This is a genomic window from Williamsia sp. 1138 (assembly GCF_002095435.2).
Classification (GTDB): domain Bacteria; phylum Actinomycetota; class Actinomycetes; order Mycobacteriales; family Mycobacteriaceae; genus Williamsia.
The window spans coordinates 160,336-186,273 of the sequence record NZ_MJEJ02000049.1 but is presented as its reverse complement, the minus strand read 5'-3'; the positions used below and the strand labels follow the sequence as shown (position 1 = coordinate 186,273).

The 25,938-nt window shown below is 64.1% G+C and carries 26 protein-coding genes; 14 read left to right on the top strand and 12 right to left on the bottom strand.

Translation table 11 applies throughout. The annotated features are described in order from the left end of the window. Nucleotides 1-37 precede the first annotated feature (37 nt). The 5 genes from BH683_RS20585 to BH683_RS20565 all read left to right on the top strand — a co-directional run bounded on the left by BH683_RS20585 (nt 38) and on the right by BH683_RS20565 (nt 4,778). Nucleotides 38-646 carry a TetR/AcrR family transcriptional regulator gene (locus BH683_RS20585; RefSeq protein ID WP_084838126.1) on the top strand — a complete coding sequence of 203 codons (609 nt, stop codon included), beginning with the start codon at nt 38-40 and terminating at the stop codon, nt 644-646. A gap of 65 nt (nt 647-711) precedes the next feature. Then, nucleotides 712-1,764 carry an iron chelate uptake ABC transporter family permease subunit gene (locus tag BH683_RS20580; RefSeq protein WP_246833496.1) on the top strand — a complete coding sequence of 351 codons (1,053 nt, stop codon included), beginning with the start codon at nt 712-714 and terminating at the stop codon, nt 1,762-1,764. After that, complete coding sequence (locus BH683_RS20575; protein ID WP_246833495.1) at nt 1,761-2,852, top strand: iron chelate uptake ABC transporter family permease subunit; 1,092 nt, start codon at nt 1,761-1,763, stop codon at nt 2,850-2,852. Before BH683_RS20580 ends, BH683_RS20575 begins: the two co-directional genes overlap by 4 nt. A 25-nt stretch (nt 2,853-2,877) precedes the next feature. Continuing rightward, entirely contained in the window at nt 2,878-3,711 is an 834-nt protein-coding gene (locus tag BH683_RS20570) for an ABC transporter ATP-binding protein (protein ID WP_084838125.1), read from the top strand. Beyond that, nucleotides 3,708-4,778: an ABC transporter substrate-binding protein gene (locus BH683_RS20565; RefSeq protein WP_084838124.1), complete on the top strand. Its 1,071-nt coding sequence runs from the start codon at nt 3,708-3,710 to the stop codon at nt 4,776-4,778. The genes BH683_RS20570 and BH683_RS20565 overlap by 4 nt, the downstream gene beginning before the upstream one ends. A gap of 59 nt (nt 4,779-4,837) precedes the next feature. Here BH683_RS20565 and BH683_RS20560 read toward each other — a convergent pair whose 3' ends face one another. Then, on the bottom strand, nt 4,838-5,200 hold the full coding sequence (locus BH683_RS20560) for a nuclear transport factor 2 family protein (RefSeq protein ID WP_084838123.1): 363 nt from the start codon (nt 5,198-5,200) through the stop codon (nt 4,838-4,840). 99 nt (nt 5,201-5,299) lie between these two features. Between BH683_RS20560 and BH683_RS20555 the strand changes: the two genes are divergently transcribed. From BH683_RS20555 to BH683_RS20545, 3 genes are all read left to right on the top strand, one after another. Further along, nucleotides 5,300-6,178: a LysR substrate-binding domain-containing protein gene (locus BH683_RS20555; RefSeq protein WP_084838122.1), complete on the top strand. Its 879-nt coding sequence runs from the start codon at nt 5,300-5,302 to the stop codon at nt 6,176-6,178. A gap of 61 nt (nt 6,179-6,239) precedes the next feature. Then, nucleotides 6,240-6,590, top strand: coding sequence for a GntR family transcriptional regulator (locus BH683_RS20550; protein ID WP_084838121.1), 351 nt, complete (start codon nt 6,240-6,242; stop codon nt 6,588-6,590). A gap of 1 nt (nt 6,591) precedes the next feature. Beyond that, on the top strand, nt 6,592-7,587 hold the full coding sequence (locus BH683_RS20545) for a DUF1648 domain-containing protein (protein WP_084838120.1): 996 nt from the start codon (nt 6,592-6,594) through the stop codon (nt 7,585-7,587). Nucleotides 7,588-7,672: 85 nt separating this feature from the next. Here BH683_RS20545 and BH683_RS20540 read toward each other — a convergent pair whose 3' ends face one another. The 4 genes from BH683_RS20540 to BH683_RS20525 form a co-directional block, all read right to left on the bottom strand. After that, a complete protein-coding gene (locus BH683_RS20540; protein ID WP_084838119.1) occupies nt 7,673-9,847 on the bottom strand; it encodes a glutamine synthetase III in 2,175 nt (724 codons plus the stop codon). A gap of 177 nt (nt 9,848-10,024) precedes the next feature. Continuing rightward, complete coding sequence (locus tag BH683_RS20535; RefSeq protein ID WP_084838217.1) at nt 10,025-10,564, bottom strand: GNAT family N-acetyltransferase; 540 nt, start codon at nt 10,562-10,564, stop codon at nt 10,025-10,027. A gap of 54 nt (nt 10,565-10,618) precedes the next feature. Next, nucleotides 10,619-11,074, bottom strand: coding sequence for an SDR family oxidoreductase (locus BH683_RS20530; protein WP_084838118.1), 456 nt, complete (start codon nt 11,072-11,074; stop codon nt 10,619-10,621). A 33-nt stretch (nt 11,075-11,107) separates the two neighbouring features. Continuing rightward, complete coding sequence (locus tag BH683_RS20525) at nt 11,108-11,647, bottom strand: WHG domain-containing protein (protein ID WP_084838117.1); 540 nt, start codon at nt 11,645-11,647, stop codon at nt 11,108-11,110. Nucleotides 11,648-11,721: 74 nt separating this feature from the next. Between BH683_RS20525 and fadD8 the strand changes: the two genes are divergently transcribed. Continuing rightward, nucleotides 11,722-13,347 carry a fatty-acid--CoA ligase FadD8 gene (gene fadD8 / locus BH683_RS20520; protein ID WP_084838116.1) on the top strand — a complete coding sequence of 542 codons (1,626 nt, stop codon included), beginning with the start codon at nt 11,722-11,724 and terminating at the stop codon, nt 13,345-13,347. A gap of 7 nt (nt 13,348-13,354) precedes the next feature. On the opposite strand, the gene BH683_RS20515 is transcribed toward fadD8, so the two are convergent. The 3 genes from BH683_RS20515 to BH683_RS20505 are packed head-to-tail and all read right to left on the bottom strand — an operon-like array spanning nt 13,355 to nt 15,278. Then, the gene (locus BH683_RS20515; RefSeq protein WP_084838115.1) at nt 13,355-13,957 is read right to left on the bottom strand and encodes an energy-coupling factor transporter transmembrane protein EcfT; all 603 of its coding nucleotides are present in this window, start codon (nt 13,955-13,957) and stop codon (nt 13,355-13,357) included. After that, complete coding sequence (locus tag BH683_RS20510) at nt 13,954-14,652, bottom strand: ABC transporter ATP-binding protein (RefSeq protein ID WP_084838114.1); 699 nt, start codon at nt 14,650-14,652, stop codon at nt 13,954-13,956. Before BH683_RS20510 ends, BH683_RS20515 begins: the two co-directional genes overlap by 4 nt. Then, entirely contained in the window at nt 14,649-15,278 is a 630-nt protein-coding gene (locus BH683_RS20505; RefSeq protein ID WP_084838113.1) for a biotin transporter BioY, read from the bottom strand. The genes BH683_RS20510 and BH683_RS20505 overlap by 4 nt, the downstream gene beginning before the upstream one ends. Before the next feature lie 168 nt (nt 15,279-15,446). Between BH683_RS20505 and BH683_RS20500 the strand changes: the two genes are divergently transcribed. After that, on the top strand, nt 15,447-16,088 hold the full coding sequence (locus tag BH683_RS20500; protein WP_084838112.1) for a vWA domain-containing protein: 642 nt from the start codon (nt 15,447-15,449) through the stop codon (nt 16,086-16,088). A gap of 80 nt (nt 16,089-16,168) precedes the next feature. On the opposite strand, the gene BH683_RS20495 is transcribed toward BH683_RS20500, so the two are convergent. After that, nucleotides 16,169-17,368: an RtcB family protein gene (locus BH683_RS20495; RefSeq protein WP_084838111.1), complete on the bottom strand. Its 1,200-nt coding sequence runs from the start codon at nt 17,366-17,368 to the stop codon at nt 16,169-16,171. 126 nt (nt 17,369-17,494) lie between these two features. Here BH683_RS20495 and BH683_RS20490 point away from each other — a divergent pair, with 126 nt between their 5' ends. Further along, on the top strand, nt 17,495-18,043 hold the full coding sequence (locus tag BH683_RS20490) for a DUF1990 domain-containing protein (protein WP_084838110.1): 549 nt from the start codon (nt 17,495-17,497) through the stop codon (nt 18,041-18,043). Nucleotides 18,044-18,049: 6 nt separating this feature from the next. On the opposite strand, the gene BH683_RS20485 is transcribed toward BH683_RS20490, so the two are convergent. Continuing rightward, nucleotides 18,050-18,493 carry a VOC family protein gene (locus tag BH683_RS20485; RefSeq protein ID WP_084838109.1) on the bottom strand — a complete coding sequence of 148 codons (444 nt, stop codon included), beginning with the start codon at nt 18,491-18,493 and terminating at the stop codon, nt 18,050-18,052. A 37-nt stretch (nt 18,494-18,530) separates the two neighbouring features. Then, nucleotides 18,531-19,367 carry a polyphosphate kinase 2 gene (gene ppk2, locus BH683_RS20480; RefSeq protein WP_084838108.1) on the bottom strand — a complete coding sequence of 279 codons (837 nt, stop codon included), beginning with the start codon at nt 19,365-19,367 and terminating at the stop codon, nt 18,531-18,533. 114 nt (nt 19,368-19,481) lie between these two features. Between ppk2 and BH683_RS20475 the strand changes: the two genes are divergently transcribed. Further along, nucleotides 19,482-20,531 carry an LLM class flavin-dependent oxidoreductase gene (locus tag BH683_RS20475; protein ID WP_084838107.1) on the top strand — a complete coding sequence of 350 codons (1,050 nt, stop codon included), beginning with the start codon at nt 19,482-19,484 and terminating at the stop codon, nt 20,529-20,531. A 65-nt stretch (nt 20,532-20,596) separates the two neighbouring features. After that, nucleotides 20,597-21,739: a hypothetical protein gene (locus BH683_RS20470; RefSeq protein WP_084838106.1), complete on the top strand. Its 1,143-nt coding sequence runs from the start codon at nt 20,597-20,599 to the stop codon at nt 21,737-21,739. Nucleotides 21,740-21,752: 13 nt separating this feature from the next. On the opposite strand, the gene BH683_RS20465 is transcribed toward BH683_RS20470, so the two are convergent. Beyond that, complete coding sequence (locus BH683_RS20465; protein ID WP_143696100.1) at nt 21,753-23,318, bottom strand: TMEM14 family protein; 1,566 nt, start codon at nt 23,316-23,318, stop codon at nt 21,753-21,755. Between the two features lie 175 nt (nt 23,319-23,493). On the opposite strand from BH683_RS20465, the gene secA2 reads away from it, so the two are divergent. Next, a complete protein-coding gene (secA2, locus tag BH683_RS20460) occupies nt 23,494-25,905 on the top strand; it encodes an accessory Sec system translocase SecA2 (RefSeq protein ID WP_084838104.1) in 2,412 nt (803 codons plus the stop codon). Nucleotides 25,906-25,938: the final 33 nt, after the last annotated feature.

Here is a 25,938-nt window from a genome sequence, read left to right as displayed (position 1 = left end):
TACACCGTGTAAGTCCAAATGTGGATAGGGTGATGCGATGTCCCGCCCGTATTCATCCGAACTGCGGACAGCCCGAGCACAGGCAAACCGGCAAACCGTCGTGGACACCGCGCAGCGCATGTTCATCGACGAGGGCTGGACGGCGACCACGATGGCGAAGGTCGCCGAGGCCTCCGGGCTGACCCGCCAAACGGTCTATCAGCAGTTCGATTCCAAGTTGTCGTTACTCGACGCGTGTATCGACAATGCGCTGTCGGACGGCAGGGCGATACCTGTGCGGGACATGCCCGAATACCAGCAGATGGGGGTGGGGGACACGCGCATTCGGATCGATGCAGGCGCGCGCTGGCTCTGTTCCGCGCACGAGCGGTCCGCCGTGATCCAGAACGTCCTCGACCAGGCCGCCGTCACCGATGTGGAGGCGGCCGCGAGGTTGGCGGTCCGGGAGAACACGCGATGGGCAGAAGTGCGGTGGGCGACATCGCTCATTCTCGGGAGTGAACCGGCAGACGATGTCGTCGACGGTATGTGGACGCTGACGTCGAGGCGGATCTGGCTGATGCTGGTTCGCGATCGCGGGTGGACTGCTGATCGTTGGCGGCAATGGTTCACCGTTCAGGCGGGGGCCATCGTGGCATCGGCCTGACCGGAGCGACGGTTTGATCGGGACTGTGCACCTCGTGGCCGCTAGTTAGGTTAGGCTGCGCACTTGTGTCCGTTCTGTCCGCGTTGTCGCCGCGCGCATCCGATGCGCCGCCCTCTGCGCGCATAGGCCGCAACACCGCAATCCTCGTGATCTTGGTACTGGTGCTGGCGATCGTCATGCTGGCAAGCATCGCGTTGGGTTCGCGTGCCGTACCTCTCAGTGAGGTCTGGCACGCGTTCACCGACATGGACCCCACCAACAATGATCACCTCGTCGTCCGAGATCAGCGGGTGCCACGGACGCTCATCGGCTTGATGGTCGGCGTCTCGCTCGGGGCGGGTGGCGCAGTGATGCAAGGCCTGACCCGCAATCCACTTGCAGATCCCGGCCTGCTCGGCGTCGACGGCGGTGCCTCCCTGTTCGTGGTGCTCGGGATCGGATACCTCGGTGCGGTCGCCGCGGGGCAGTACGTCTGGTTCGCTCTGTTCGGCGCAGCGGTGGCTTCGCTCGCCGTGTACGCGATCGGGGCGTCCGGTCGGGAAGGGGTCACGCCGGTGAAGTTGGCGCTGGCCGGTGCCGCATTGTCGGCCGCCTTCACCTCGGTGGTGACAGCGTTGCTGTTGCTCGACCCCAAGACCTTCGACAACTACCGCTTCTGGGTCGTCGGCTCGTTGAGTGGCCGCGACATGTCCTCGCTGCTCGCGGTGCTGCCCTTCTTGGTGGTCGGGTTGATTCTCGCGATGGCGATGGGTCGCTTCCTCAATGCCCTGGCCCTCGGTGACGACGTCGCCCGAGGACTGGGCCAGCGGGTCGGCGCCGCTCGGGGTCTGGGTGCGCTCGTCATCGTGCTGCTTTGTGGCGGGGCGACCGCAGTGGCAGGCCCGATCAGCTTCGTGGGACTGACTGTGCCGCACGTCGCCAGGATCTTCGTCGGAGCCGATCATCGATGGATCCTGCCCTATTCCGCTGTGCTCGGGGCGATCTTGATCCTCGCTGCGGACACCATCGGTCGTGTCATCGCGCGGCCCGGTGAGATCGAGGTGGGAATCATCACGGCCCTGGTCGGCGCCCCGGTGTTCATATTCCTGGTGCGCCGCAGTCGGATGGCGCAACTGTGACAACCACCGACAAAGCGCGGACATCCGCGGCCCTGGGCGGGTTGGTCGAACTCGGCGAGGGTCAGTTGCGCGAGGTCCGACTCGTTCGCCGCCGGGGACGACGTCGCGAGTACGGCACCGTGGCGGTTCTGCTGGTCCTGCTCGCCGCGGCGTTCTGCCTGTCACTGTCGCTGGGCGATCTGTGGATACCCCTTCCGGACGTGGCGCGGGTCGCGTTGGGGCTGAGTGCAGACCCGCCGGCACCTTTCATCGTCGGAGAGCTGCGGTTACCCCGCGCGGCCATGGCCGTGATGGTCGGTCTCGCCTTCGGTATGGCGGGAACGATCCTGCAGCAGCTCGTACGCAATCCCCTTGCGAGCCCGGACATCATCGGTGTCACCTACGGCGCGAGCGCGAGCGCGGTCGTCGCCATTCTCGTGTTCGGGGCAAGCGGATTCGTGTTGTCAGTGTGGGCACTTGTCGGCGGCCTCGGAGCTGCGGCTCTCGTATACGGACTCGCCTGGAGCCAAGGCGTGACCGGGTACCGGATGATCCTGATCGGCATCGGAGTCGCCGCGGTGGGGGACAGTCTCACCGCGTATTTTCTCACTCGGGCGAAACTCTATGAGGCCTCCGTCGCGTTGAGGTGGCTCACCGGATCTCTCAGCGATGCATCGGAGTCCCAGGTGCACGTTCTCGGCTGGTGCCTGGTGGTGTTGATTCCCGTCACCCTGCTCCTGTCGCGCTGGATCCGACCGCTACAACTCGGCGACGAGTCCGCCCGCGAACTGGGCCTTCGGGTCGAGACCGCACGTCTGAGTCTGGTGGTGGCGTCGGTGCTCCTCGCATCGGTGGCGACCGCTGCTGCGGGTCCGATCGCCTTCGTGGCGCTGATGGCCGGCCCTGTCGCCGGTCTGCTGACCGGCAAGAGTGGCGGCGGACTGATCTCTTCGGCGTTGGTGGGCGCCCTGCTGGTGGTCATCTCGGACATGGTCGGTCAGCATCTCTTGTCGCAGTCGTTGCCCGTCGGTGTGATCACCGGCATCATCGGCGCGCCGTATCTGATCTGGCTGTTGATCCGGATGAACCGGATCGGCGGTGCCAATTGACTGCCGTGACCCGAAAGGACTTCCGGTGACCAGAGACCACGATCTGAGGGTCGAAGAGTTGACGATTTCTTACGGCGCCGGGGACGTCGTGAAAGATCTGGCGCTGGCGATCGGACCGGGACAGATCACCGCAATTGTCGGCGCGAACGCCTGCGGGAAGTCGACCCTGTTGCGGACCATGGCTCGGTTGCATTCACCGCGCCTCGGACAGGTGGTGCTCGACGGCAAGGCCGTGCACAGTATGCCCACCAAAGAGGTCGCGACCATCCTCGGATTGCTTCCCCAATCGCCGATCGCGCCCGACCAGATCAAGGTCGCCGATCTTGTTGCCAGAGGGCGGTATCCGCACCAGGGCTGGTTCCGGACCTGGACGGCACGCGACGAGGAAGCGGTCACCGCGGCGCTCGTTGCGACGGGCACACTGGACCTCGCGGACCGGCATGTCGACGAGATCTCCGGTGGGCAGCGCCAACGGGTCTGGATCGCGATGACGTTGGCCCAGGAAACCGACATCCTGCTGCTCGATGAGCCCACGACATTCCTCGACATGAGTCATCAGGTCGAGGTGCTCGATCTGGTCACCGACCTGAATCGGAGTATCGGCACCACCGTCGTGGTGGTGTTGCACGATCTCAATCTTGCTGCCCGCTACGCGGACACGCTGGTGGCGATGCGCCAGGGCGAGATAGTCGCCGTCGGAACGCCCACTGACGTCGTCACGCCGCAGGTGATATCGCAAGTGTTCGGGATGGATGTCCAGGTCGGCTTGGACCCGGTCGCGGGCAGTCCCGTCGTTTACCCCATCGGGCGGCACCACGCCCCTGCGCTCAAGGCATCACAAATAGAGGAGAGAAGATGATCAGGTCCCGAAATCGTTACGGGCGCGGTACTCGGCGAGGTCGATTGCTCAGTGCGGTTGTCGCGCTGACGCTGTCGGCAGGGTTGTTGGCGGCGTGTTCGTCTGACGACGCCGATTCGTCCGCTACGTCGAGTTCGGGGGCGTCGGGCCCGACCGACTCTTTCCCGGTCACCGTGGAACACGAGTTCGGCTCCACCACAATCGAGTCCGAGCCCAAGCGCGTCGTCAGCGTCGGTTACACCGAGCAGGACATCCTGCTTCAGCTCGGGGTCCAGCCGGTCGCCGTCACCGAATGGTACGGAGAGCAGCCTGACGCCACGTGGCCGTGGGCGCATGACCTCCTCGGTGACGACAAGCCCGAGGTCCTCTCGGTCTCCGACGGGTTCGAGTACGAAAAGATCGCCGGCTTGGATCCCGACCTGATCATCGGCACGAATGCCGGTATGACGCAAGAGGATTACGACAAGCTCGAACAGATCGCGCCCACTGTCGGGAGCGTCAAGGGCGCGGCATCGTACTTCTCCAACTGGCAGGCGCAGACGCGGCTGATCGCCGACGCGGTCGGTCGATCCGCCGCGGGCGACAAGGCCGTCACCGATGTGGAGAACGCCTACGCACAGGCGCGCAAGGAGCACCCGGACTTCGAGGGCAAGACGTCGACGTTCACCCAGGGCGCGCCCTACGACGGCTCGCTCTACACCTATCCGGCCGGCCTCAACACCGACTTCTTCACCGACCTCGGGTTCGTCATGAAGCCGGGGCTCGAGAAGTTCGTACCGGAACCCGACAGCCAAGCGCTGATCTCGGCCGAGAACACCGATCTCATCGACGCCGACGTGGCCCTGTTCGCAACCGAGACCCAGGAGGGTTTCGACGAACTGATGAAGTTCGGCACAGTGGCAAACCTGAACGCGGTCAAAGAAAAGCGCGCTGTGTTCACCGATGCGACCCTGTCCGGTGCGATCTACTTCCTCACCCCGCTCAGCCAGATGTACATCATCGAAAACCTGGTGCCGTTGCTCGACGCCGCGGTCAAGGGTGAATCGAAGCAGAGTTTCCCGAGCTAGCACTTCTGCGTCCATCGCAAACGGTCCGCCGTCCCATCCGGGGCGGCGGACCTTGCTGTCTACTCGGGCGTCACGAACTCGGGTTGATCAAGAACCCTCAGCCATGTTCCGTCTGGTTGGCGACGGACGACCTGGGCGCGAGCGCCGGCGCCATCCCTGGGTGGCGTGGAGGTCAAGGCGAGGTCGCCGCTGATCAGCGTCGGCAACGGTTGTTCCGCCTCGAACCGTGGCTTGTGCGCCAACACCTCCGCCCAGAGCTGCGCAATCGCCGCGCGGCCGACAGTCTGCTTCCCCGGGGGATACGCCATGACCGCGTCTTCGGCGTAGAGAAGGGCGACTCCCTCTGCATCGCCCGCGTTCGAGCGCTCGACGAACAGCCGGGTCAGGTCTTCGGGGTGCTGGGCGGTTTCGCGGTTGTTCATCGTGTCTCCTGTCGCTGTCTGAATGGGTGAACCCAACCATTCCGCGGCCGCCTCCAGAAGTCCAACAGATTGTTGTCGTAGATACTAGAATCATTGCTTATGGAACTCCGGCAGCTCGAGTACTTCATCGCCGTCGCCGAAGAGGCAAACTTCACCCGCGCGGCAGAGCGGGTGCGTATCAGCCAATCCGGAGTGAGCGCGCAGATTCGGCAGCTCGAGCGCGAACTCGGCTGCGAGCTGTTCGACCGGTCGAGTCGGGTGGCGCGGTTGACCGCGGCGGGAGAGGCTGCGCTCGGTCCCGCTCGTGCGGCGCTGGACGCAGCGGCCTGCCTGGGCCATGCCGTCGACGACGTTGCCGGGCTGATCAGAGGCCGGCTGACCGTCGGCATGGTCATCGGATGCACGATCACCCCGCTGTTCGAAGGCCTGGAGAAGTTCCACCGCCGCCATTCCGGTGTCACGCTGTCACTGCAGGAAGATTCGTCCGATCACATGGTCGATCAGGTCCGCGCCGGTTCGCTCGATGTCGCGCTGATCGGCGCCACCGGCTCGGCGCCAGTCGGCCTCGAGTCGCTGACCATCCTTGCCGAGGGGTTGAGCGTCCTGGTGCCGCACGGGCACGTGTGGTCGGCAAGGTCGTCGATTCGCGTGGCTGACCTCGACGGCGAGTCCATCATTACGATGCCCCGCGGTACCGGCATCAGGGCGACCCTCGACGAGGCATGCTCCGCCGCTGACGTGACTCCGTCGATCGGGCTCCAGGCCACGTCCGCCGAGGCCGTCGCGGACCTCGCATCCCGCGGCCTGGGTGTCGCGGTCCTGAGCGAGTCGATGTCCACGGACTTCTCGGAAACTCTGGTGGCGCTGCCACTGGACGACGTGACGCACCGGGCGCTGTTGCTGCTCGTGTGGGCCTCGTCATCGAATCCTGCGGTACGAGTTCTTGTTTCGTGTCTCGAGGATGCATTCGGGATCTGACCCGGCAGTCTGCACATTGATATATTTGTTCTACAGCAAGTAGAACTATATCGTAGAGGGCGTGCTGATACGAGTTGATCCGCTGCTACCGCAACCGTTGTTCGAGCAACTTGCCGCAGCGGTCCGTGGGTCGATTGTCCGCGGCGAAATCGTTGCGGGGGAGAGGCTTCCGGGCGCACGGGAATTGGCGGCCTCCCTCGGTGTGAACGTCCACACCGTGTTGCACGGCTACCAGGAACTGCGTGATCAAGGGTTGGTGGAGTTGCGTCGCGGCCGTGGCGCTGTGGTCACCAACACCGTCGTGCCGGAGGAGGCGGACCTGAGGGCGGCGATCGCAGCGGTACACAAGGTGGCGCGCAAGCTCGGCCTCGACGGCAAGGACCTGGCGACGATGATTCGGGAAGGATATTGACATGCGAAAGTCCCCGGAACGATCCGAACGGCCCACCGCACACCTTGTGGTGCTCGCGGCCGCGGTGCCTCTGCTGGCAACGTTCGCCGGGTTGTTGTTGTTCGTCGCGTGGTGGCAGCAACTGCCTGATCCGCTTGCCACACACTGGGGTGCAGGAGGCGAAGCCGACGGATTCACCTCGCGTACAGCGGTCCTGTGTGCGGTGCCCGCGATCGGCGCACTCTTCATAGCGTTGGCGGTGGTGCTGATCCGGATGACGGACGAGCCGGCCACGGGCGCGTACCTGGTCGCCGGGACCGCGGGCATCAGCACATTTCTGTACGTCTTGCTCCTGGCCGCGGTGGGGGTGCAGCGCGGACTCGATGCGCCGGACTCTCGATTCCCGGGGTGGTGGGCTGCGATCGCGGCGGGACTTGCCGTGGTGATCGCAGTGGCGGCGTATCTCGCGACACGCCGGTGGTCTGTGGCCGCGCAGTCGCCGCAACCCTCGCTTGCCACGCCATTGCCGATCGGTGCCACAGAACGCGTGGTATGGACGAGATCAGTGCTTTCCGGTGGGCTCTTTCTGGCCATGACGGTGATCTGCGCCCTCGGGGTCTTGCTGGTAGCAGTGCTGACCACCCAGTGGTGGATGTTTGGCCTGGCGGCCTTCATCGCCGGGGTCTTCCTCGTGTTTCGGGGCATACGGGTCACCGTCGACTCCGATGGACTGCGTATCACGAGTGTGGTGCGATGGCCTCGCGTCCACATTTCGGTCTCCGATGTCGTCGCGGCACGCGTCGTGACGGTCAGCGCATTGAGAGATTTCGGCGGTTACGGCTATCGGCTGGGATTTCGCGGCGAGCTCAAGGGAGCCAGGGGTTTTATCCTGCGCTCGGGCGAAGGCATCCTCGTCGATCGGGCCGGTGGAGGCCGAGAGGTCGTTGTGGTCGACGATGCGGAGACGGCGGTGCGGTTGCTCGAGACCTACCGGCAGCGCCCGGATTCCGCTGTCTGACCCCGGCGGGTTGAGATGGGTGGGTGGTGAACGGCGAATGCCGCCAGCGCAGGGCGTTGGCGGCATTCATCGTCATCGGTGGTGGCTACAGGATGTACAGCATCTCCTGGTAGGTCGGGAGCGGCCAGAGGTCGTCGGCCACAATTGCTTCGAGCTCGTCTGCTGCAGTTCGAACGGCAGCCATGGCCGGTAGGAGGGTATCGCGGGCGAAAAGTGCTTCCTCCGCGGCTCCTTCGACGTGCTCGCCGAGCGCGGACTTCAGAGTCGCCAACGCCTTCGTCAACGCCGACATCGGCTCGCTCACCATCGCAAGCAGGGTGGTGTCGGGCTCGAGTCCGGCACTCTTCAGTGCTGTGACATTGGTGGCGATCTCCGTCTGATAGCGCACTGCGGCCGGCATCACGAGGGTCGACCCGATCTCCAGGGTCAGCTTGGCCTCCACGGCGATGGTCAGGTAGTACTGTTCCAGACCGATCTCGTAGCGGCTGTGCATCTCTCGATCGTTGAAGACACCGTACTTGGAGAACAGCTCGATCGATTTCTCGGTGATGAGTTCGGGTAGGGCGTCCACCGTCGTCTTCAGGTTGGGCAGGCCCCGGGACTCGGCCTCGATGGGCCAGGTGTCGGAGTAGCCGTCGCCGTTGAACACGACCGCGCCGTGCTCGGTGATGATGTCGGTGAGAAGGTGCTGCACGGCGGTGTCGAACTCGACGCCCTCCTTGACCGCTTGCTCGAGAACAGTGGCGCAGTAGTCCAGCGAGTCGGCCATGATCGTGTTCAGGACGACCATCGGCTCGCTGACGGTCTGCATCGAACCCGGTGCGCGGAACTCGAAGCGGTTGCCGGTGAACGCGAACGAGCTCGTCCGGTTGCGGTCACCGGGATCGGTTGGCAGGACCGGCAGTGTGTCGACACCGATGATCATGGTGCCCTTGCCCTTCGACGAGGTTGCAGCGCCTTTCGCGATCTGATCGAAGACATCTGCGAGCTGCTCTCCGAGGAAGATCGAGACGATGGCCGGCGGGGCCTCGTTGGCGCCGAGCCGATGATCGTTCGTGGCGGAGGCGACCGAGACGCGCAGAAGACCTGCATGCAGGTGCACTGCGCGGATGACGGCGGCACAGAAGACCAAGAACTGAGCATTCTCGTGCGGGGTGTCACCCGGGACGAGCAAACTGCCGAACTTGTCGTTACCGAACGAGAAGTTCACGTGCTTACCGGAACCGTTGACACCTTCGAAAGGCTTTTCGTGGAAGAGGCATTCCATGCCGTGCTTCTTGGCGACCGTCTTGAAGGTGGTCATCAGGAGTTGCTGGTGGTCGGCCGCGATGTTGCCGCGCTCGAACATCGGCGCGATCTCGAATTGTCCTGGCGCGACCTCGTTGTGGCGGGTCTTCGCGGGAATACCGAGTTTGAACAGCTCGCGCTCGGTGTCCATCATGAACCCGAGCACACGCTCGGGGACGGCACCGAAGTAGTGGTCGTCGAACTCTTGGCCCTTCGGCGGTTTGGTGCCGAACAGGGTGCGTCCGGCGTTGAGCAGGTCGGGACGCGCGAGGAAGAAATGGCGATCGACCAAGAAGTACTCCTGCTCCGGTCCACAGAACGCGACGATGTGGCCGGGGTTGTCGTGGCCGAACAATTTCAGAACACGCTCGGCGTGCTTGCCCATCGCCTGCTGCGAGCGCAACATCGGGGTCTTGTGGTCGAGTGCTTCGCCGGTCATCGAGACGAAGACGGTCGGGATGCACAGGGTGTTGCCGTTCGGGTTCTCGAGTATGTACGCGGGGCTGGTCACGTCCCAGCCCGTGTAACCGCGGGCCTCGAAAGTGTTGCGGAGGCCGCCATTGGGGAAACTCGATGCGTCGGGCTCGCCCTGGATCAGGGTTTTACCCTGGAACTCGGCCATGGTCGATCCGTCACTGGCCGGTTCGAGGAAGCTGTCGTGCTTCTCGGCGGTGAGGCCGGTCAGAGGGTAGAAGACGTGAGCGTAGTGGGTGGCACCCTTCTCCAGGGCCCAATCCTTCATCGCGGACGCTACAGCGTCGGCGACGGCGGGATCGAGCTTGCTGCCCTTCTCGATCGTCGTGATGACCGATTTGAAGACGTTCTTCGGCAGCCGCTTCATCATCACGGACTTGTTGAAGACGTTTTCGCCGAACACGTCGCCCGGCGCCTCCGTGATGTCGAAGCTTACGGGTGGCGGGATGTACGCCTCGACAGCGGTGATGGCGGCGAGTCGGATGTTGTTACCACTCATTTATCTCATTACCCTTCAGGCGTGGGTCCTGCACTTGTCCTGCAAGCCCTGACCTGCGAACTCTACGAATAGCCGGTAACCGATTTGTTTCGTCGCAGTGACGATGAAAAGCGGTGTGGGTCGAGTGTTTCGAATGGGTTGCCTGCCACAGGTAAATGTCCGTTTAGACGTGCCAGGTCAGCGTCCCGATGGCCGGTCGATGCGGAAGACGTGATGCTGCCCGTCATCGATCGGATTGTCCGGCTTCAGGTAACCGGTCGCGATCTGGGTGAAGCCGGCGGCGAGAAGAGCACGCCACGAGGCTGGGTTCGCCACCGCGACGGGGACGATGACAGTGGTGGATGAGGGGAAGTCGTCCCAGCACTTGTCCACCATCTCTTTGATCATCGCGGTACCGAGTCCGTGTCCCGTGAAACGCGTCTCGCCGATGAAGTAGTCGATCGACAGGGTGCCTTCGGGTACTTCTACGAGCGTCTCCATTTCGGCCTGATCGTCGGGATAGTCGGAAAACCGGTATCGCTGGATGAAGCCGATCGGATCCGGCTGGTGTATGACGATGAAGTCTTCCGACGCCTCCGTTCCGTCGAAGCTGCCGGCGAAATCGCGCTCGATGGCCTCGTCCGAGGTGTCGTGGAACCAGAACCTCGCGACGTGCAGATTCTCTAGCCAGGTCTGGATGAGTGGGAGATCCTCGCGGGTGGTGCGGCGGAACTGCATCTCATCAGCTTCGGCGTCGGAGGAGGCCGGGTCAACCGGAAAGCCGAACAACGATCAGATTGCGCCACCGTTGACGTAGATGACCTGTCCATTCGCCCACCGGGCAGGGCCGGCCAGAAACGCAACAGATTCGGCGATGTCCTCTGGCTGTCCGAGACGTTCCAAAGGCGTTGCCTTCTCCAGGGTCGCGATGGTGTCGGAGTCCTTACCGTCGAGGAATAGAGAGGTCGCGGTCGGACCAGGTGCCACCGCATTGACGGTGATGTCGCGGCCACGAAGTTCACGGGCAAGGACGAGGGTGATGGCATCGACTGCACCTTTGCTCGCGGCATAGGGCGCATATCCCGGAAACGCGAGTTTTGTGACGGACGTGGAGAAGTTGATGATCGCGCCACCTGCGTGGTGCACGGCAACCGCCATGCCGTCGCGGGCCAGGCGTTCGGCGACGACGCGGCCGATACCTCCGGAGCCGCCGGTGACGAGTGCTTCTCGAATGTTGTTGTCGGATATGTTGATACTCCTTCGAACTGTGGACGAAACGGATCAGAGCCTGGGTGCGAGGCGGCGCAACCATTCGATTGACAGCCCGAGTTCGGCTGCGGTGAGGTCGCTCGGCGGATCGGCTTCGACGGTGGCGGATATCGTCGCGAGTGCGCTTGGCCAGGCGTTGTCGGAGGCCGTTGTTTCCTGGGGTGTGAGGATTCCGCTGAATGTGATGTCGCGGACCTCGGCGGAGATCGCGGCGTCGGGGTACATGGCGGGCCGGGTGATCAGGGCCAGCGCGACGCCGGTGTTCGCCGACATGATCGTGCGGACGGCAACCTGCTTGGGGACGCGAAGGCGCCCGACTCGGGCCACTCGGTCGACCACTGATGCCGGCAATTCATGGGATTCGCGAACAGCCAATGGTTCCTTCTTCAGGCCCGGGCCGAACATGAGCCGATACGAGTTGGGGTTTGCGAGGGCAAAGCCCGTGTGCGCATCCCAGCCGGCGCGAAGGTCGGCGACCGGATCAGGGGACTGAATTGCTGTGCGTTTGGACTCGAGGTAGGCAGCAAGGGCGTGGTCGACCGTCGCAAACACCGCCGCATCGGCTCGTATAGGGGCGTTGAGCTCGAAGGCTTCCGCAAATCTGTAACACGTTCTAGTCTGACCTCATGACTGTTTCTGCGGACACAACCACTGAATTCGATCATCTGCGCGGCGGTACCCACCTCGGACACCTGATGGTTGCCTCGCTCAAACGGCACCACAACGACCCGGTGCTCTTTCTCGGTGACACCACACTCACCGGTGGCCAGATGGCCGAGCAGATCAGTCGTTACATCCAGGCATTCGAGTCGCTTGGTGCCGGTTCCGGAAGCGCGGTCGGATTGCTCGCGCTGAACCGGCCCGAAGTCCTGCTGGTGATCGGCGCGGGACAGACCCAGGGCTGGCGCCGTAGCGCCTTGCACCCGATGGGCTCGCTCGACGACCACGCGTACGTGCTCTCCGACGCAGAGATCAGCACACTGGTCATCGATCCCGTCCCCATGTTCGTGGAGCGGGCAGTGGCACTGCTCGAACGGGTCGACAGTCTCAAGCAGGTGCTCACATTGGGGCCGGTGCCTGCGGAACTGGCCGACGTGGGTCGCGATGTCATCGCTGAGGCGAACAGGTATGAGTCGAAGCCGCTGGTGGCAGCGGACCTCCCGCCCGACCACGTCGTGTCGATCACTTATACCGGCGGTACCACCGGAAAGCCCAAGGGCGTCATCGGTACCGCTCGAGCGATGTCGACCATGACCCAGATCCAGCTGTCGGAGTGGGAGTGGCCCGAGCACCCCCGCTTCCTCATGTGCACCCCGCTTTCCCACGCCGGAGCAGCGTTTTTCGTGCCAACCCTGATGAAGGGCGGCTCGATGGTGGTGCTGTCCAAGTTCGACCCGGCGGAGGTCCTGCGCACCATCGAGGAACAGAAGATCACCGCGACGATGCTGGTGCCGTCGATGCTGTACGCGCTGATGGACCATCCCGATTCCCGTACTCGCGATCTCTCGTCTCTCGAGACCGTCTACTACGGGGCGTCTGCGATCAATCCCGTGCGGCTGGCCGAAGCGATCGAGCGGTTCGGGCCGATTTTTGCGCAGTATTACGGCCAGTCCGAGGCGCCGATGGTGATCAGCTATCTGCCCAAGGGCGCTCACGATGCCAAGCGGTTGTCGAGCTGCGGACGGCCGTCGGCATTCTTGCGTACCGCGCTCATCGGTGACGACGGCACACCGGTGCCAGTGGGTGAGCCCGGCGAGATCTGTGTCGCCGGGCCCTTGCTGGCCGGTGGGTACTGGGGTCTGCCCGAGGCCACCGCCGAGACGTTCAAAGACGGCTGGCTGCGCACCGGTGACGTCGCACGCGAGGACGAGGACGGCTACTGGTTCATCGTCGACCGGACCAAGGACATGATCGTCACCGGCGGTTTCAACGTCTTCCCCCGGGAGGTCGAGGACGTTGTCGCCGAACATCCTTCGGTGGCCCAGGTCGGTGTCATCGGGGTGCCCGACGAGAAGTGGGGCGAAGCCGTGACGGCGATCGTGGTGCTGCGGTCGGACGCACCCACCGACGAGGGTTCGATCGCGACGATGATCTCCGAGATCCAGAGCGCGGTAAAGGACCGCAAAGGGTCGGTGCAGTCGCCGAAACAGATCATCATCGCCGAGTCCCTACCGCTCACCGCGCTGGGTAAGCCGGACAAGAAGTCACTGCGCAAGCAGTACTGGAGCGACAGTGATCGATCGGTCGGCTGAGACCGGATCAGTCGAGCCCGCGCGCGGTGAGCGACTCGGCGAATCCGTCCGCGGCGTGCAGGGTGGCGATCACCGCGGGAGCCACCACGACACGAGGTGAGAATCGCAGTCCACGCGCGCGGCGGGCCTCGTCGACCAGCGCGATGATCTCGACCATCAGCGGAATCGCGCGGATGGCCAGTGCCATGGCGAGCGCGATCTGACTCGGCCTCATGCCGATACGGGACAGCGGGCTCAGCATTGTGGTCAGTGCAGCGAGCATGGCAGTCGTCTTCGTGGTCAGGGTCACCACGGCGGCAAGGGCAACCGACAACACGAGTACGCCACACACGACGACGGCCCTGGCCCAGTCCGTGAAGACGATCTGGAACACGAAGACGAATCCGACCACCCAGACCAGCGGTCGCAGCTGTTCCAGGGCCACCCGCGGGCCGATCGCGGCCAGTACGTAGACGCCGGCCACGGCGAGAGCGGCTACGGCCAGGCGCAACGGGCCGGTGACCAGGAGAGCCATCACGAGGATGGTCACGGCGAGTAGCAGGAGTTTCACGCCTGCGGGCAGTCGGTGAACGAGGGATCGGCCGGGCCGGTAGATCCCCAGGACACTCACGACATCAACTCGCGGTAGGCGGCGATGGCGACCCCCGGTGGACCGTCGCAGTGGACGGCGCCGTCATCGATGACGATGACCCGGTCGAAATCGCTCAGCAGCTCGAGGTCATGGGATACCACGATCAGTTGCTCGTCGATCGTCGCGAAGGTGTTGCGCAACATGCTCGTGTTCCGCAGGTCGAGCAAAGTGGTGGGTTCGTCGGCGACGATCACCGCAGGGTCGGTGACCAGTACCGAAGCCAGGGCGAGCAGTTGCTTCTGCCCGCCCGACAAGCGATGAGCGGGACGATCGGCGTGCTCGTGCAGGCCGAACCGTTTCAGCGTCTGTGCAACTCGATGCTCCCGTTCCTCGCGAGACAGTTCGCTGCGGGAGAGCGACAGATCCACGTCCTCGGCGACGGTCGGCATGATGATCTGACGGTCGGGATCGGTGAACACGAAGCCGACCATCTTGCGGACCTCGCGTGCCCGGCGCCGGGTCGGAACACCGTTGACCCACACCGACCCTCGGTCCGGAATCACCAGACCGTTCACCATCCGCGCCAGCGTCGACTTGCCGCTGCCGTTGGAGCCGACGATGCCGATCCTGCGCTCGGTCAGGGTCAGGGACACGTCCCGAACGACAGTTCTGTCCCCGAAGGCGTGGCCCACATTCTCGAAGACCACCCCGGACTGTGAACGCTCGGCAGTCATGCACCACCGGTGTTGCGGCGTATCCGCAGCGGTCTGATCAATCCGGGGTAACCGCGGTGGACCTGGCGTGCCACCAATGCGGTGATCACCGCCTTCGCCACGTCCCCCGCCACGTAGATGCCGTTGGTCGACAACGCTCCCCACCAACTCAGGTCGGTGCGCAGCAACAGACCGATCGTCCCGAACAGGTAGATGACCCCCATGCCGCCGACGATGTTGATCACGATGCCCGGCAGCACCCGGTACCGCGGCATCATCGTCGCCGTCAGGATCCCGATCACGACGACAGCCGGAAGCCAGCCGATGAAGAAGCCGGCGGTGGGGGACGTCAGAGATACCAGTCCGGTGCGCCCGCCGGCCAGTATGGGGAGCCCGGCGATGGCCAGCAGCGAGAAAATGATCACCGCGAGCCCGCCCTTACGCCACCCGAGGATGGCTCCGGCAAGCATCACTCCGAGAGTTTGCAGGGTGATCGGTACCCCGCTCGGCCCGATGGTGATCGTGCCCGGCAGTCCCAGCGCTGCTATCAGGGCGGCGAACACCGCCGCCTGCGTCAGGTCGCCGACCCCGATTGCCCAGCGCGCTCGCGACGTCGGGTTCTCGTGCACATAATCCGTGGAAGACATTCCAGTCACCTCTACCCAATCTTTTTCAGATCGGATTATGTCCCGTGCGGGTGCGAATCCCAGAATCGGGCGACCCTTGCGATCCGGCTGAGCCGAAGGACGTGTCGGTACCGGGCGCTACCTTCGGCAGCAGCCATTGTGGCTGGCCATGCACGAAGGGAGCACCTCATGACCGATCCCGACCGCACGCTTCTCGCGATATTACTCGACCGCTCGGGTTCGATGGCGTCCATCCAGGACGACACCGAAGGCGGATTCAACACGTTCATCGACAAACAGCGACTGGCCGGAAAATTCGTCGGTGTCACGCTGGCGCAGTTCGATACCGAGTACGACGTCGTCTATACGAACCGGTCGATCGATGAGGTGCCGCCTCTCGACCTGCAACCGCGGGGAGGGACCGCACTCTACGACGGAATCGGTCGGCTCATCACCGAGGTCGGCAGAGACCTGGCTTCAGTGCCGGAGTCCGAACGCCCAGGTGCCGTGACCGTCGTGGTGCTGACGGATGGTCACGAGAACTCCAGTCGGGAATGGACCCACGACGCGGTGAAGGCGGCGATCATGCGCCAGGAACAGCACTACGCATGGGACTTCCTGTTCCTCGGAGCGAACATGGACGCCGTGGCGGTCGGGACCTCGATGGGATTCGCGGGTGACAAGTCGATCACTTACACGACGTCGTCGGCAGGCGTCGAGGGCGCGTTCGCGGCCGCCGCGTCCTACAACGTCCGCAAGATGTCGGCCCCGCTCGGTGCGCCTCCGGTCGACGGCTTCTCTGATGAGGACCGTGCCGGCGCCGCCCGCTAGTGCACTCGGGAAGAGCACACGGTGGGGCGGTTCCCTCTCGGGAGTGCCCCACCGTGATGTCCCGTGCCCTGCTGGACGTTCTAGCCCTTGACGCACACGACCTGACGCAGGTGTGCGACCACCTCGACGAGGTCGGTCTGAGCCGCGATCACCGCGTCGATGTCCTTGTAGGCCGCAGGGATCTCATCGACGACACCTGCGTCTTTCCGGGATTCGACGCCGACCGTCTGCGCGACGAGATCGCCGGCGGTGAACATCTTCCGAGCCTTGGTCCGGCTCATCGTCCGGCCTGCGCCGTGCGACGCGGAGTAGAACGACTGCGCTGAACCCAATCCACGCACCACATACGATCCGGTACCCATCGAACCCGGGATCAAGCCCATGTCGCCCGACCCTGCGCGAATGGCACCCTTCCGGGTCACCAGCAGCTCCAGACCGTCGATCTCTTCTGTTGCGACATAGTTGTGGTGGCATGAGATTGCGTCGTCGAACACGACGGTTCGGGAAGGGAACGACTCCCGTACGGCGGCACACACCAACTCGAGCATCACCCGGCGGTTGCGTGCCGCGTACTCCTGAGCCCAGGTGAGGTCGCGGCGGTAGGCGTCCATCTCCGGGGTGCCGGTGACGAACACCGCGAGATCGCGATCCGGGAGGTCGACATTGTGGGGGAGCGCTGCCGCGACCTCCATGTGACGATCGGCGAGCTCCTTGCCGATGTTTCGCGAACCGGAGTGCAGCATCACCCAGACAGCGCCATCACCCTCTGCAACGCAGATCTCGATGAAGTGGTTGCCGCCGCCGAGGGTGCCGACCTGCTTGTGCGCCCGGGTGTCGAGCTGCTGCACACCACGATCGAGATCGCCGAACCGAGACCAGAAGTCGCCCCAGCCACCGCCGACCGCCAGCTCGCGCAGGTTGACCGGGCGCTTGTGCGAGTGAAAGCCCACCGGGACCTTCGCTTCGATCGCCGACCGCATCCCGGAGAGATCGTCCGGCAGATCAGAGGCGACGAGATCGGTTCGAACAGCGGTCATTCCACATCCGATGTCGACTCCGACAGCGGCAGGGCATATCGCGTCACGCATGGCGATCACCGATCCGACGGTGGCTCCCTTGCCCACGTGGACGTCGGGCATCACCCGGACCCCGTGCACCCATGGCAATTGCGACACCCGGCGCAGCTGTTTCACGGCCTCTTGCTCGATCGTCTCTTCGTCGGCCCACAACAGGGTCGAGGCGGACGCGCCGGAAAGGGCAACGGGGAAACGGGAGTTCATGACAGGAGTTCCTTGATAGACGGCGTTTGGCCACCAATGGATGGCTCGCTCAAGGTATTTGGGTCGACGCCGTGGTGTCCACCGATTTGTTCGTCTCGTACCGGTGGCCGGTCGTACGATGGGGCGATGGGAACACACGCGGTGGGACCGCTCACCGCGACCGAAGTCGACGGCCTCCAGGTCGCTGATTTCGCCTACCCGGAGGTGGGCGCCACTGCGACCGAGCCGCCAGACGGGTACCACCACCTCCGTCGGGAGAGGGTCATCGGCCACGGCGAAACCCTGTTCCGCACGAGTGGTGCAGACGTTCTGCGGTGGCAGATCCAGTTGCGTAGCGGTTTCACGGTCAACGCCTCGGCGAACGTGATCGTCCAAGGTGCCGTCGCCTTGCTCGGGATCGGTGTCGGCCGCCTCCGTGTCAAGGCACCCGTTCGCGTCGTGTACGTGATCGATGAACCACGCCGTCAGGGTTTCGCCTATGGCACCCTGCCCGGGCACCCGGAGTCGGGTGAGGAACTGTTCTGCGTCGAACACCGATCCGATGACTCGGTCGTCCTGGTGATAGCTGCATTCTCGAGGCCGCAGACGACGCCGGCCAAGGTTGCCGGCCCGCTAGGCAGAGTGGGCCAGCGATTGATCACCGCCCGGTACCTGCGATCGCTTCGCGAGCGCTGACCACATTCAACCGAAACTGACTCGGCCGGCGTCGTCCACCTGCCAACCCGGGTTGTGGGCGATCTCCCAGATGATGTCATTCGGGTCCAGGACAAGTCCGTGGAATGTCCCACCGAACGCACTGTCAGTTGGCTGCTTGAGCACTCGGCCTCCCGCGGCCGCCATCGATTCGATCAGGGCAACGACATCGTCGCGGCCACTCACGTTGTGAGCCAACGTGATCCCACGAGCAGAGGCGCTGTGTAGATCCACAGGTACGTCACTGCCGAGGTCAGCGGCGAACTTTGCACTGTCGAAGAAGCCCAGGGTCATCCGCGGCGCGATCTGAAAGAAGATGATCTCGTCCGGCACGTCGAGTAGCGGCGTCCAACCCAGCCCGTCTCGATAAAACGTGCGGACAGCGGGCAGGTCAGGGGTCGAGAACGTGAGGAAATTGATCTCTTGCTGCATTCCCCCAATGTAGTCATCCGCGTGCGGGGAGTGGGGGTCAGTTCTCGGGATCGCCGAGTAGCTCCGCCACATGATTCGGAACGTACGTCGACAATGTTCGCGAAGGCCGTTGGTAGGTTCCGGTATCGATCGGTCGATCGGGCAATTCCACGGTCGGTTTCTGGACCTCGTGGTAGTTGATCGTCGACAGCAGGTGCGAAATCATGTTCAGCCGGGCGTGCTTCTTGACATCCGATTCGACCACATACCACGGGCTGTTCGGTGTGTCGGTGTGCACCATCATCTCGTCCTTCGCTCGGGAATAGTCTTCCCAGCGGTAGACCGACTCGAGGTCCATCGGACTCAGTTTCCACTGTCGCACGGGATCATTCAGCCGCGAACGGAAGCGACGCAGTTGTTCGCCGTCGGACACCGAGAACCAGTACTTGCGCAGAATGATGCCGTCGTCGAGCAGCATTTGCTCGAACACGGGTGTCTGTCTCAAGAACAATGAATGTTCCTGTGGGGTGCAGAATCCCATGACCTTCTCGACGCCTGCTCGGTTGTACCAGGAGCGGTCGAACAGCACGATCTCACCGGGGGCCGGAAGGTGCGCGATATACCGTTGGTAGTACCACTGGCCACGTTCTCGATCCGTCGGCGCGGGCAGGGCAGCAGTACGAACCACTCGGGGTGAGAGATACTCGGTGATCCGTTTGATCACCCCGCCCTTGCCCGCCGCGTCCCGACCCTCGAAGATCACGACCACCCGCGACTTGGAGTCTTTCACCCATTCCTGGAGCTTCACGAGTTCGGTCTGCAGACGAAACAGCTCGGCCTCGTAGGCGTCTTTCGGCAGTTTCGGAGATTTCTTCTTCCCGTTGCTCTTACCCATGGAGGGAGCCTACTGGGTCATCCAGGCGGAGGCCGGGGTTTAGGCCGCGGGAACAATCTCGGACCACGTGTAGTTCTGAGGAGGTCATCACCCCACCGATGGAAAGAGGCCGCAATGGGCAAGCCCGGAGGACAGTTCGACATCGAACTCGGTCTGGACACCTTCGGTGATCGCACCGCAGATGCGGATGGTGTGCTGCAGTCGTATGACCAGGTGATCAGAGACGTCATCGCGGAGGGAGTGCTCGCCGACGAGGTGGGGCTCGACTTCTTCGGCGTCGGAGAACATCATCGGGCCGACTTCGCCGTGTCGGCTCCGGAGGTGGTGCTCGCCGCGATCGCAGCCAAGACGACGAACATCGCGGTGGGCACCGCAGTCACGGTGCTGAGTTCGGACGACCCGATCAGGGTGTACCAGAGGTTCGCGACGCTCGATGCGATCTCGGGAGGTCGCGCCGAGGTGATCTTGGGCCGTGGCTCGTTCACGGAGTCGTTTCCGCTCTTCGGCTACGACCTGGGCCAGTACGAAGAGCTCTTCAGCGAAAAGCTGGACCTGTTCAGCGCTTTGCGATCGGAAGGTCCCATCGAGTGGTCCGGGACGACGAGGCCACCCCTGCAGGGCGAGCAGGTGTATCCCAAGACCGCTGGGGGATCGGTGAAGACCTGGATCGGCGTCGGTGGTTCGCCGGAATCGGTGGTGCGTGCGGCCCGTTACGGAATCCCGTTGATGCTGGCGATCATCGGTGGGGAACCGGCACGCTTCGAGCCGTTTGTCGACCTGTACCACCGCGCGCTCGCCGAGTTCGGGCAACCGGAGCTGCCGGTGGGCATGCACTCGCCGGGGCACGTCGCGGACTCCGACGATCAGGCTCGCGAGGAACTCTGGCCGCATTACCGGGACCAGATGACCAAGATCGGACGCGAGCGCGGCTGGCCTGCGACCACGAGAGGACAATTCGAGCAGGCCGCGGGACCGAACGGTTCGCTGTACGTCGGGTCTCCGGAGACCGTCGCGGCGAAAATCGTCCGAAATGTCGAGGCAGTGGGCGTCAACAGATTCGACCTCAAGTACGGCAACGGCACACTCGACCATGAGACCAAGATGCACAGCATCGAGCTCTACGGCACCAAGGTGGCCCCGATCGTCCGGGAAGCTCTGGCCTGAGGCGGTAAAGTCCGCCTGAGATTTGTCGCCGCCGTCGGGCGGGGCACGGGGCAAGAGGAGAACACGTGGCGAGCAACTCCGGTCCGGTATCGGTGACGTCGCGAATCGAGTACCGTCGGCCGCTCCACGACCGCCTCGCCGCGGTGGCCAGTGCGCTGGCCGTCGCAGCGTTGATCGAGCTCGTCGCGCTGACGATCATCGACACCGATCCGGTGGTGACCGGGCTGGTGGTGATCGCCACGCTGGGTCTGAGTCTGCTGACCGCCGCCCTCGGCCGGGTGCTCGACTTACCGGCGATCAGCATCACGGTCGACGACGAGATGGTGCACTTCGGCAACGAGGTGGCCATTCATTCGTTTCCCCTCTCGGATCTCCTGTCGGTGAAACAGAGCACCGAACTGTCGAGTGACACCTCGGTGGCCCGCTCCTCGCGCGCCGATCAGTATCGGGTGAGGGGTTGCCGGTATCTGCAGCTCCGGTTCGCGAGCGACCCCGACCAGGAGTGGCAGGTGGCCACCATCGAGTCGGATCCCGCCGCCGCCGAGGTCGTCTCGCGATTGCGCGCACAGCAGCCGAAGAAGCGCAAGGTATTCGCCGGCAAGGCCATGGGGGACCTCGCGAAGCCGGCGCAGGCCGAACCCGACTACCAGCCGACGCAACCTCAGCCCGACCGGCTAGCGCCCCGGATCGCCAACGCCGGAAGCGTCGAAGCCGCCGAGCGACTGTGGCAGGCCGCGATACGTCAACATGAGGCTGTTTTGATCGACTACGCCCAGTACGAGCTCGAACCCGAACTGCTGCTGCGCTTTCCCGCTGTCACGGACGTCTCGGTCGACACCGTCGCGCGGTTTCATACGGCGCTCAGTCGGGCACAGGAACTACGCACCGAGCGTTTCCCGGTCAATCTCGACCGTGCGGACGAGTATCAGCAGGCGGTGATGGCCGTGCGTAAGGCGTGGGCGGACTGCGAAAAGTACGGTCGCGCAGTGGGTACCGGGCTTCTCGACGTCACCGACCAGAGGGAACTGACCACGGCGCTGTCATTGCTCGAGAACGCGCGGCACTCCGAAGGAGCGCAGCAGGCCGACTATCTCGACCGCATCCATCACATCGTCACCGATCTCGCCGACCGGGGCAGCCTGCACCCGCAACAACAGGCCATCGACGAGATCGAAGCCGGTCGTCGTCGGGCGCTGGAAGCGGAGTAGAGACCGAGCCCGGTCACTCTGTTTCGATGAACCGACCGTCGAGGGTGTAATAGTCGATCGGACTGTCGGGGCCGACCTCGACCATGATCACCGTCTGATACTGATCGACGACGTAGGTGCTCGAGGTCTGGATATCGACGCGATTGCGGTCGAAGGCATCTACGGAGTGCCGGCGCATCGCGTCGTCGCGGACGGCGTCGAACGTCTGCGCCGAGATGTCGTCGAACGCGACCGCGCCGTCGGTGTAGTCGCGAGACGGAGTATCGGTGCTCCTGAAGACCGGAAACGAGCCGGGGACGATCGAGAGACTTCCGTTTCGGCTGATATCTGAGAAGTCCATCAATACTCCGCCGGAGTTCTGGATGGTTCCCGCCCGCATGATGGGGGTGTCGGAGTCCGTACCGCGGATCTCGAATCTGGTGAACAGTGGCTCAGACGTCGACAGCCCGGTCTCCTCCAGGGCGCGCGCCGCCTGGGCCATGGCCGCGCCGAAGTCGCCGGGCTGGAACCAGGCCGCGAGTTTGCCTGTGGTGTCGGCTTGCATCGTGGCCTCGCCTTCGAAGACCTCACCGAAGGTCGCGGAGGCCAGTACGGGCTGGTTGTCGGCGGATCGCTCGACCTTCATCGTTTTCAAGCCCCCGATCTCCGGGGGTATCGCGGCCGCCATCTGATCGCGAATTTCGTTGAACCGCATGCCCGAGACGTCAGCGAGCGAGAACGTCTTGCCCGCTCGGAACTGCGTCGAGTTGCGATCGGGCCCGTACCATTTGTCACTTGAAGCGGAGTACCAGACGTAAAGGCTTTCGCCGGTGGCCGGATCGAGAACATACGCGCGATCGCTCCCATCCTCCCCGAGTTCGAGACTGAGCACGTTCGTCGCGGCCGTAGGACTCGTATCCACGACCTTCTCGGCCAGCGCATCCATCCGCTCTTGCAGGTTGTCGCTGCCGTCGTCCCCGATGACCGAGCCGATATCCGTCGACGGAAGCGACACCGAAAAATGCCAGCCGCTGCCGATGCCGAGGAACAGCGCCGCCGCGACGGCGACGGTGATCACGGGGTAGACAAGTGTCGACTTGGCGGGGTTGTCGCCGAACTCGGGTTCGGGAACAGGCTCGCCACCGGACTGATAAGGCAGCGATTCCGGTGGGCGTGGGGGGATGAAGGAGGACGGCAGCCGATTGTCGGCATCGCTCAGGAGGTTGGCGACCATGCCCTTCGGCATTGCCGACAGCCACCGGGTTCGATATTCGGTGTCGTTCGGCGGAGAGATGGTGGCGGTGACGAGAGTCGGCTGCAGGTTCGACGCATCGAGGCTCGATCGGGTGATCGCCTCGACGGTCACGGGGATCTGCTGCGACGAATGGCCGCCCTGCAGCGCGCCGTCGATGCGCCGAGGCCGGGGACCGACGAAGACCGCGGCGATCGTCAGGGGTACGCCCAGCCCCAGCGCCAGGCCCCAGTGGTTGTAGGCGCCCAGGCCTACCGCGCACCCCAACAGGACGCCGGCGACCACCGATCGGATCGCAAATCGAACCGCTGGTGAGCGCGACGGACCAGACCCGCGTTTCGAACCCATGGCCACCTCCGGATGGCATCCTATTGGCATGCGTGACCTGCACGGAAGTGCGGAGCTTGCGGTGGCCTGGCGATTGCCGCGTACGGTAACGCGCGAGCGTGATCCGCGTACGGTGGAGCACGGCAGTTTTCGAAATGACCGCGTATTTACAGTACGGACGAGGGAGTACGGCTCGGTGGGAAAGCTCACGAACAACATGTGGCGGCTACTGGGAGCGCAGTCCTCGCGTAACCAGTCGAAGTCTCTGACACTCCTGAAGAAGGCCGCCTCGTTCGACGACTGGGCAAAAGAGCTCGAGGACAAGGAATTCGCGGCTGCTGCCGAGAAGCTGGACATCACAGACCCCGAAGGCGACGACCGCGCCCGATTCCTCGCTCTCGCGCGAGAGGCGGGTGACCGGACGCTGGACATGCGCCCGTTCGACGTTCAGCTACAAGGTGCACTTCGCCTGCTCGAGGGCGACATCATCGAGATGGCGACCGGCGAAGGCAAGACGCTTGCCGGGGCCATCGCCGCCATCGGCTTCGTTCTGCAGGGTCACCGTGTGCATGTCATCTCCGTGAACGACTACCTCGCGACCCGCGACGCCGAGTGGATGAAACCTCTGTTCGACCAGTTCGGCATCGTGTCGGCAGCGGTCTCGGAGAACTCGACCCGCGCCGAACGCAAAACAGCCTACGACGCAGACATCACCTACGGTTCGGTCAACGAGATCGGGTTCGACGTGCTGCGCGACCAGCTCGTCACCCGGGCCGGCGACCTGGTCTCGCCCAAACCCGACGTCGCCATCATCGACGAAGCCGACTCGGTACTCGTCGATGAGGCACTGGTGCCGCTCATCCTGGCCGGCGCGACCATCGGCGAAGTCCCGGACAAGCCGATTCACGATGCTGTCGCCCGCCTGAAGAAGACCCACTACGAAATCGATGCCGAAGGCCGGAACGTCTACCTCACCGACGAGGGCGCCGCCTACATCGAGGCCGAACTCGGAGGCATCAACCTCTACGACGAAGAGCACGTCGGGACGACGCTGGTGCACGTGAACGTGGCCATGCACGCGCACATCCTGGTCGAGCGAGACGTCCACTACATCGTCCGCGACGGTGGTGTGCACCTGATCAACGCCTCACGTGGACGAGTAGCCCAGCTCCAGCGGTGGCCGGACGGTCTGCAGGCCGCTGTCGAGCTCAAAGAGGGCCTGGCGCAGACAGATTCGGGCGAGGTGATCGACACCATCACGGTGCAGGCGCTGATCGGGCGCTACCCGAAGGTCTGTGGGATGACCGGCACCGCTCTGGCGGCCGGTGAGCAGTTGCGGCAGTTCTACCAGCTCGCGGTATCGCAGATCCCGCCGAACACCAAGAACGTTCGCATCGACGAGGTCGACAGGGTTTTCGACAACAAATCGAACAAGGCCGACGCCGTCGTCGAGTTCGTCAAAGAGGTGCACGAGTCCGGCCAGCCGATCCTCATCGGTACCCACGACGTCGCCGAGTCCGAAGAGCTCGCGCATCTGCTGGGCCGCGCCGGTGTCACATCGGTTGTCCTGAACGCCAAGAACGACGCAGAGGAAGCCAAGATCATCGCCGAGGCCGGGGCCAAGAATGCGGTCACGGTGTCGACACAGATGGCAGGCCGCGGTACCGACATCAAACTCGGTGGCTCGAAGGGTCAGAAGGACGGAGAGTCGACATCCGAGCGTGACGAGGTGGTCGAACTCGGCGGTCTCTGCGTCGTCGGCACCGGTAGGCACGACACCGAACGGCTCGACAACCAGCTACGCGGACGCGCGGGTCGGCAAGGGGACCCGGGTCGCTCGGTTTTCTTCTCCAGCGCCGAAGATCCGGTTGTCACGCGCAACCTGACCCTCAAGCGCGATCCGGTCAGTTCTTCCGAGGACGGCTCTCTCGGGTCCAAAGGTGTCGACCTGATCGAGCAGGCGCAGCGGGTGGCGGAGGGCGTCATGCTCGAGCTCCACGCGAACACGTGGCGCTACAACCAGTTGGTCAACCAGCAGCGCGAGATCGTTGTCAGGCGGCGCACCGAGTTGCTCACCACAGATGCCGCGCTCACCGAACTCAAGGAGTCGGAGAACAAGCGCTACCTCGAGCTGATCGGTGACGCCCCGGCGGAAGCCGAACACAAGGCCGACGAGACGGAGGCGTCAGAAGACGCAGACCAGGCCGGCGAGAGCGTGGTGACCGAGAAGGCCGAACCGGTTCCCGTCGAGGTCCTCGAACAGGCAGCTCGTGAGATCATGCTCTTTCACCTCGACCGCGCCTGGGCCGATCACCTGGCGTTCGTCTCCGATGTTCGCGCCAGCATCCACCTTCGTTCCCTCGGCCGCGAATCGCCGCTCGATGAGTTCCACAAACTGATCCTCGAGGAGTTCGGGAAGCTGCCCGGCGACGCGGTCGAGAATGCTCGCAAGACATTTCGAGAGGCGGTCATCACCGTGGACGGCGTCGATCTCGAGCAGGCCGACCTGCGTCGATCGACCACGACGTGGACCTACATGGTCCACGACAGTCCGTTCTCGTCCGGCGGCGCAAAGGCGCTGCAGGGCATCATCGGCATCTTCCGGTAATCCTCCCCGCCCGCGCCGATCTCCCGCGCGTGG

Excerpts from the sequence above, each read along its gene's own strand:
- BH683_RS20585 (WP_084838126.1), top strand. The coding sequence starts at position 38 with ATGTCCCGCCCGTATTCATCCGAACTGCGGACAGCCCGAGCACAGGCA.
- BH683_RS20560 (WP_084838123.1), bottom strand. The coding sequence starts at position 5,200 with ATGAACAACCGCGAAACCGCCCAGCACCCCGAAGACCTGACCCGGCTG.
- ppk2 (WP_084838108.1), bottom strand. The coding sequence starts at position 19,367 with ATGGGTAAGAGCAACGGGAAGAAGAAATCTCCGAAACTGCCGAAAGAC.
- BH683_RS20475 (WP_084838107.1), top strand. The coding sequence starts at position 19,482 with ATGGGCAAGCCCGGAGGACAGTTCGACATCGAACTCGGTCTGGACACC.
- BH683_RS20510 (WP_084838114.1), bottom strand. The coding sequence starts at position 14,652 with ATGACTGCCGAGCGTTCACAGTCCGGGGTGGTCTTCGAGAATGTGGGC.
- BH683_RS20500 (WP_084838112.1), top strand. The coding sequence starts at position 15,447 with ATGACCGATCCCGACCGCACGCTTCTCGCGATATTACTCGACCGCTCG.
- BH683_RS20545 (WP_084838120.1), top strand. The coding sequence starts at position 6,592 with ATGCGAAAGTCCCCGGAACGATCCGAACGGCCCACCGCACACCTTGTG.
- BH683_RS20565 (WP_084838124.1), top strand. The coding sequence starts at position 3,708 with ATGATCAGGTCCCGAAATCGTTACGGGCGCGGTACTCGGCGAGGTCGA.
- BH683_RS20495 (WP_084838111.1), bottom strand. The coding sequence starts at position 17,368 with ATGAACTCCCGTTTCCCCGTTGCCCTTTCCGGCGCGTCCGCCTCGACC.
- BH683_RS20485 (WP_084838109.1), bottom strand. The coding sequence starts at position 18,493 with ATGCAGCAAGAGATCAATTTCCTCACGTTCTCGACCCCTGACCTGCCC.
- fadD8 (WP_084838116.1), top strand. The coding sequence starts at position 11,722 with ATGACTGTTTCTGCGGACACAACCACTGAATTCGATCATCTGCGCGGC.
- BH683_RS20555 (WP_084838122.1), top strand. The coding sequence starts at position 5,300 with ATGGAACTCCGGCAGCTCGAGTACTTCATCGCCGTCGCCGAAGAGGCA.
- BH683_RS20535 (WP_084838217.1), bottom strand. The coding sequence starts at position 10,564 with ATGCAGTTCCGCCGCACCACCCGCGAGGATCTCCCACTCATCCAGACC.
- BH683_RS20540 (WP_084838119.1), bottom strand. The coding sequence starts at position 9,847 with ATGAGTGGTAACAACATCCGACTCGCCGCCATCACCGCTGTCGAGGCG.
- BH683_RS20505 (WP_084838113.1), bottom strand. The coding sequence starts at position 15,278 with ATGTCTTCCACGGATTATGTGCACGAGAACCCGACGTCGCGAGCGCGC.
- BH683_RS20465 (WP_143696100.1), bottom strand. The coding sequence starts at position 23,318 with ATGGGTTCGAAACGCGGGTCTGGTCCGTCGCGCTCACCAGCGGTTCGA.
- BH683_RS20490 (WP_084838110.1), top strand. The coding sequence starts at position 17,495 with ATGGGAACACACGCGGTGGGACCGCTCACCGCGACCGAAGTCGACGGC.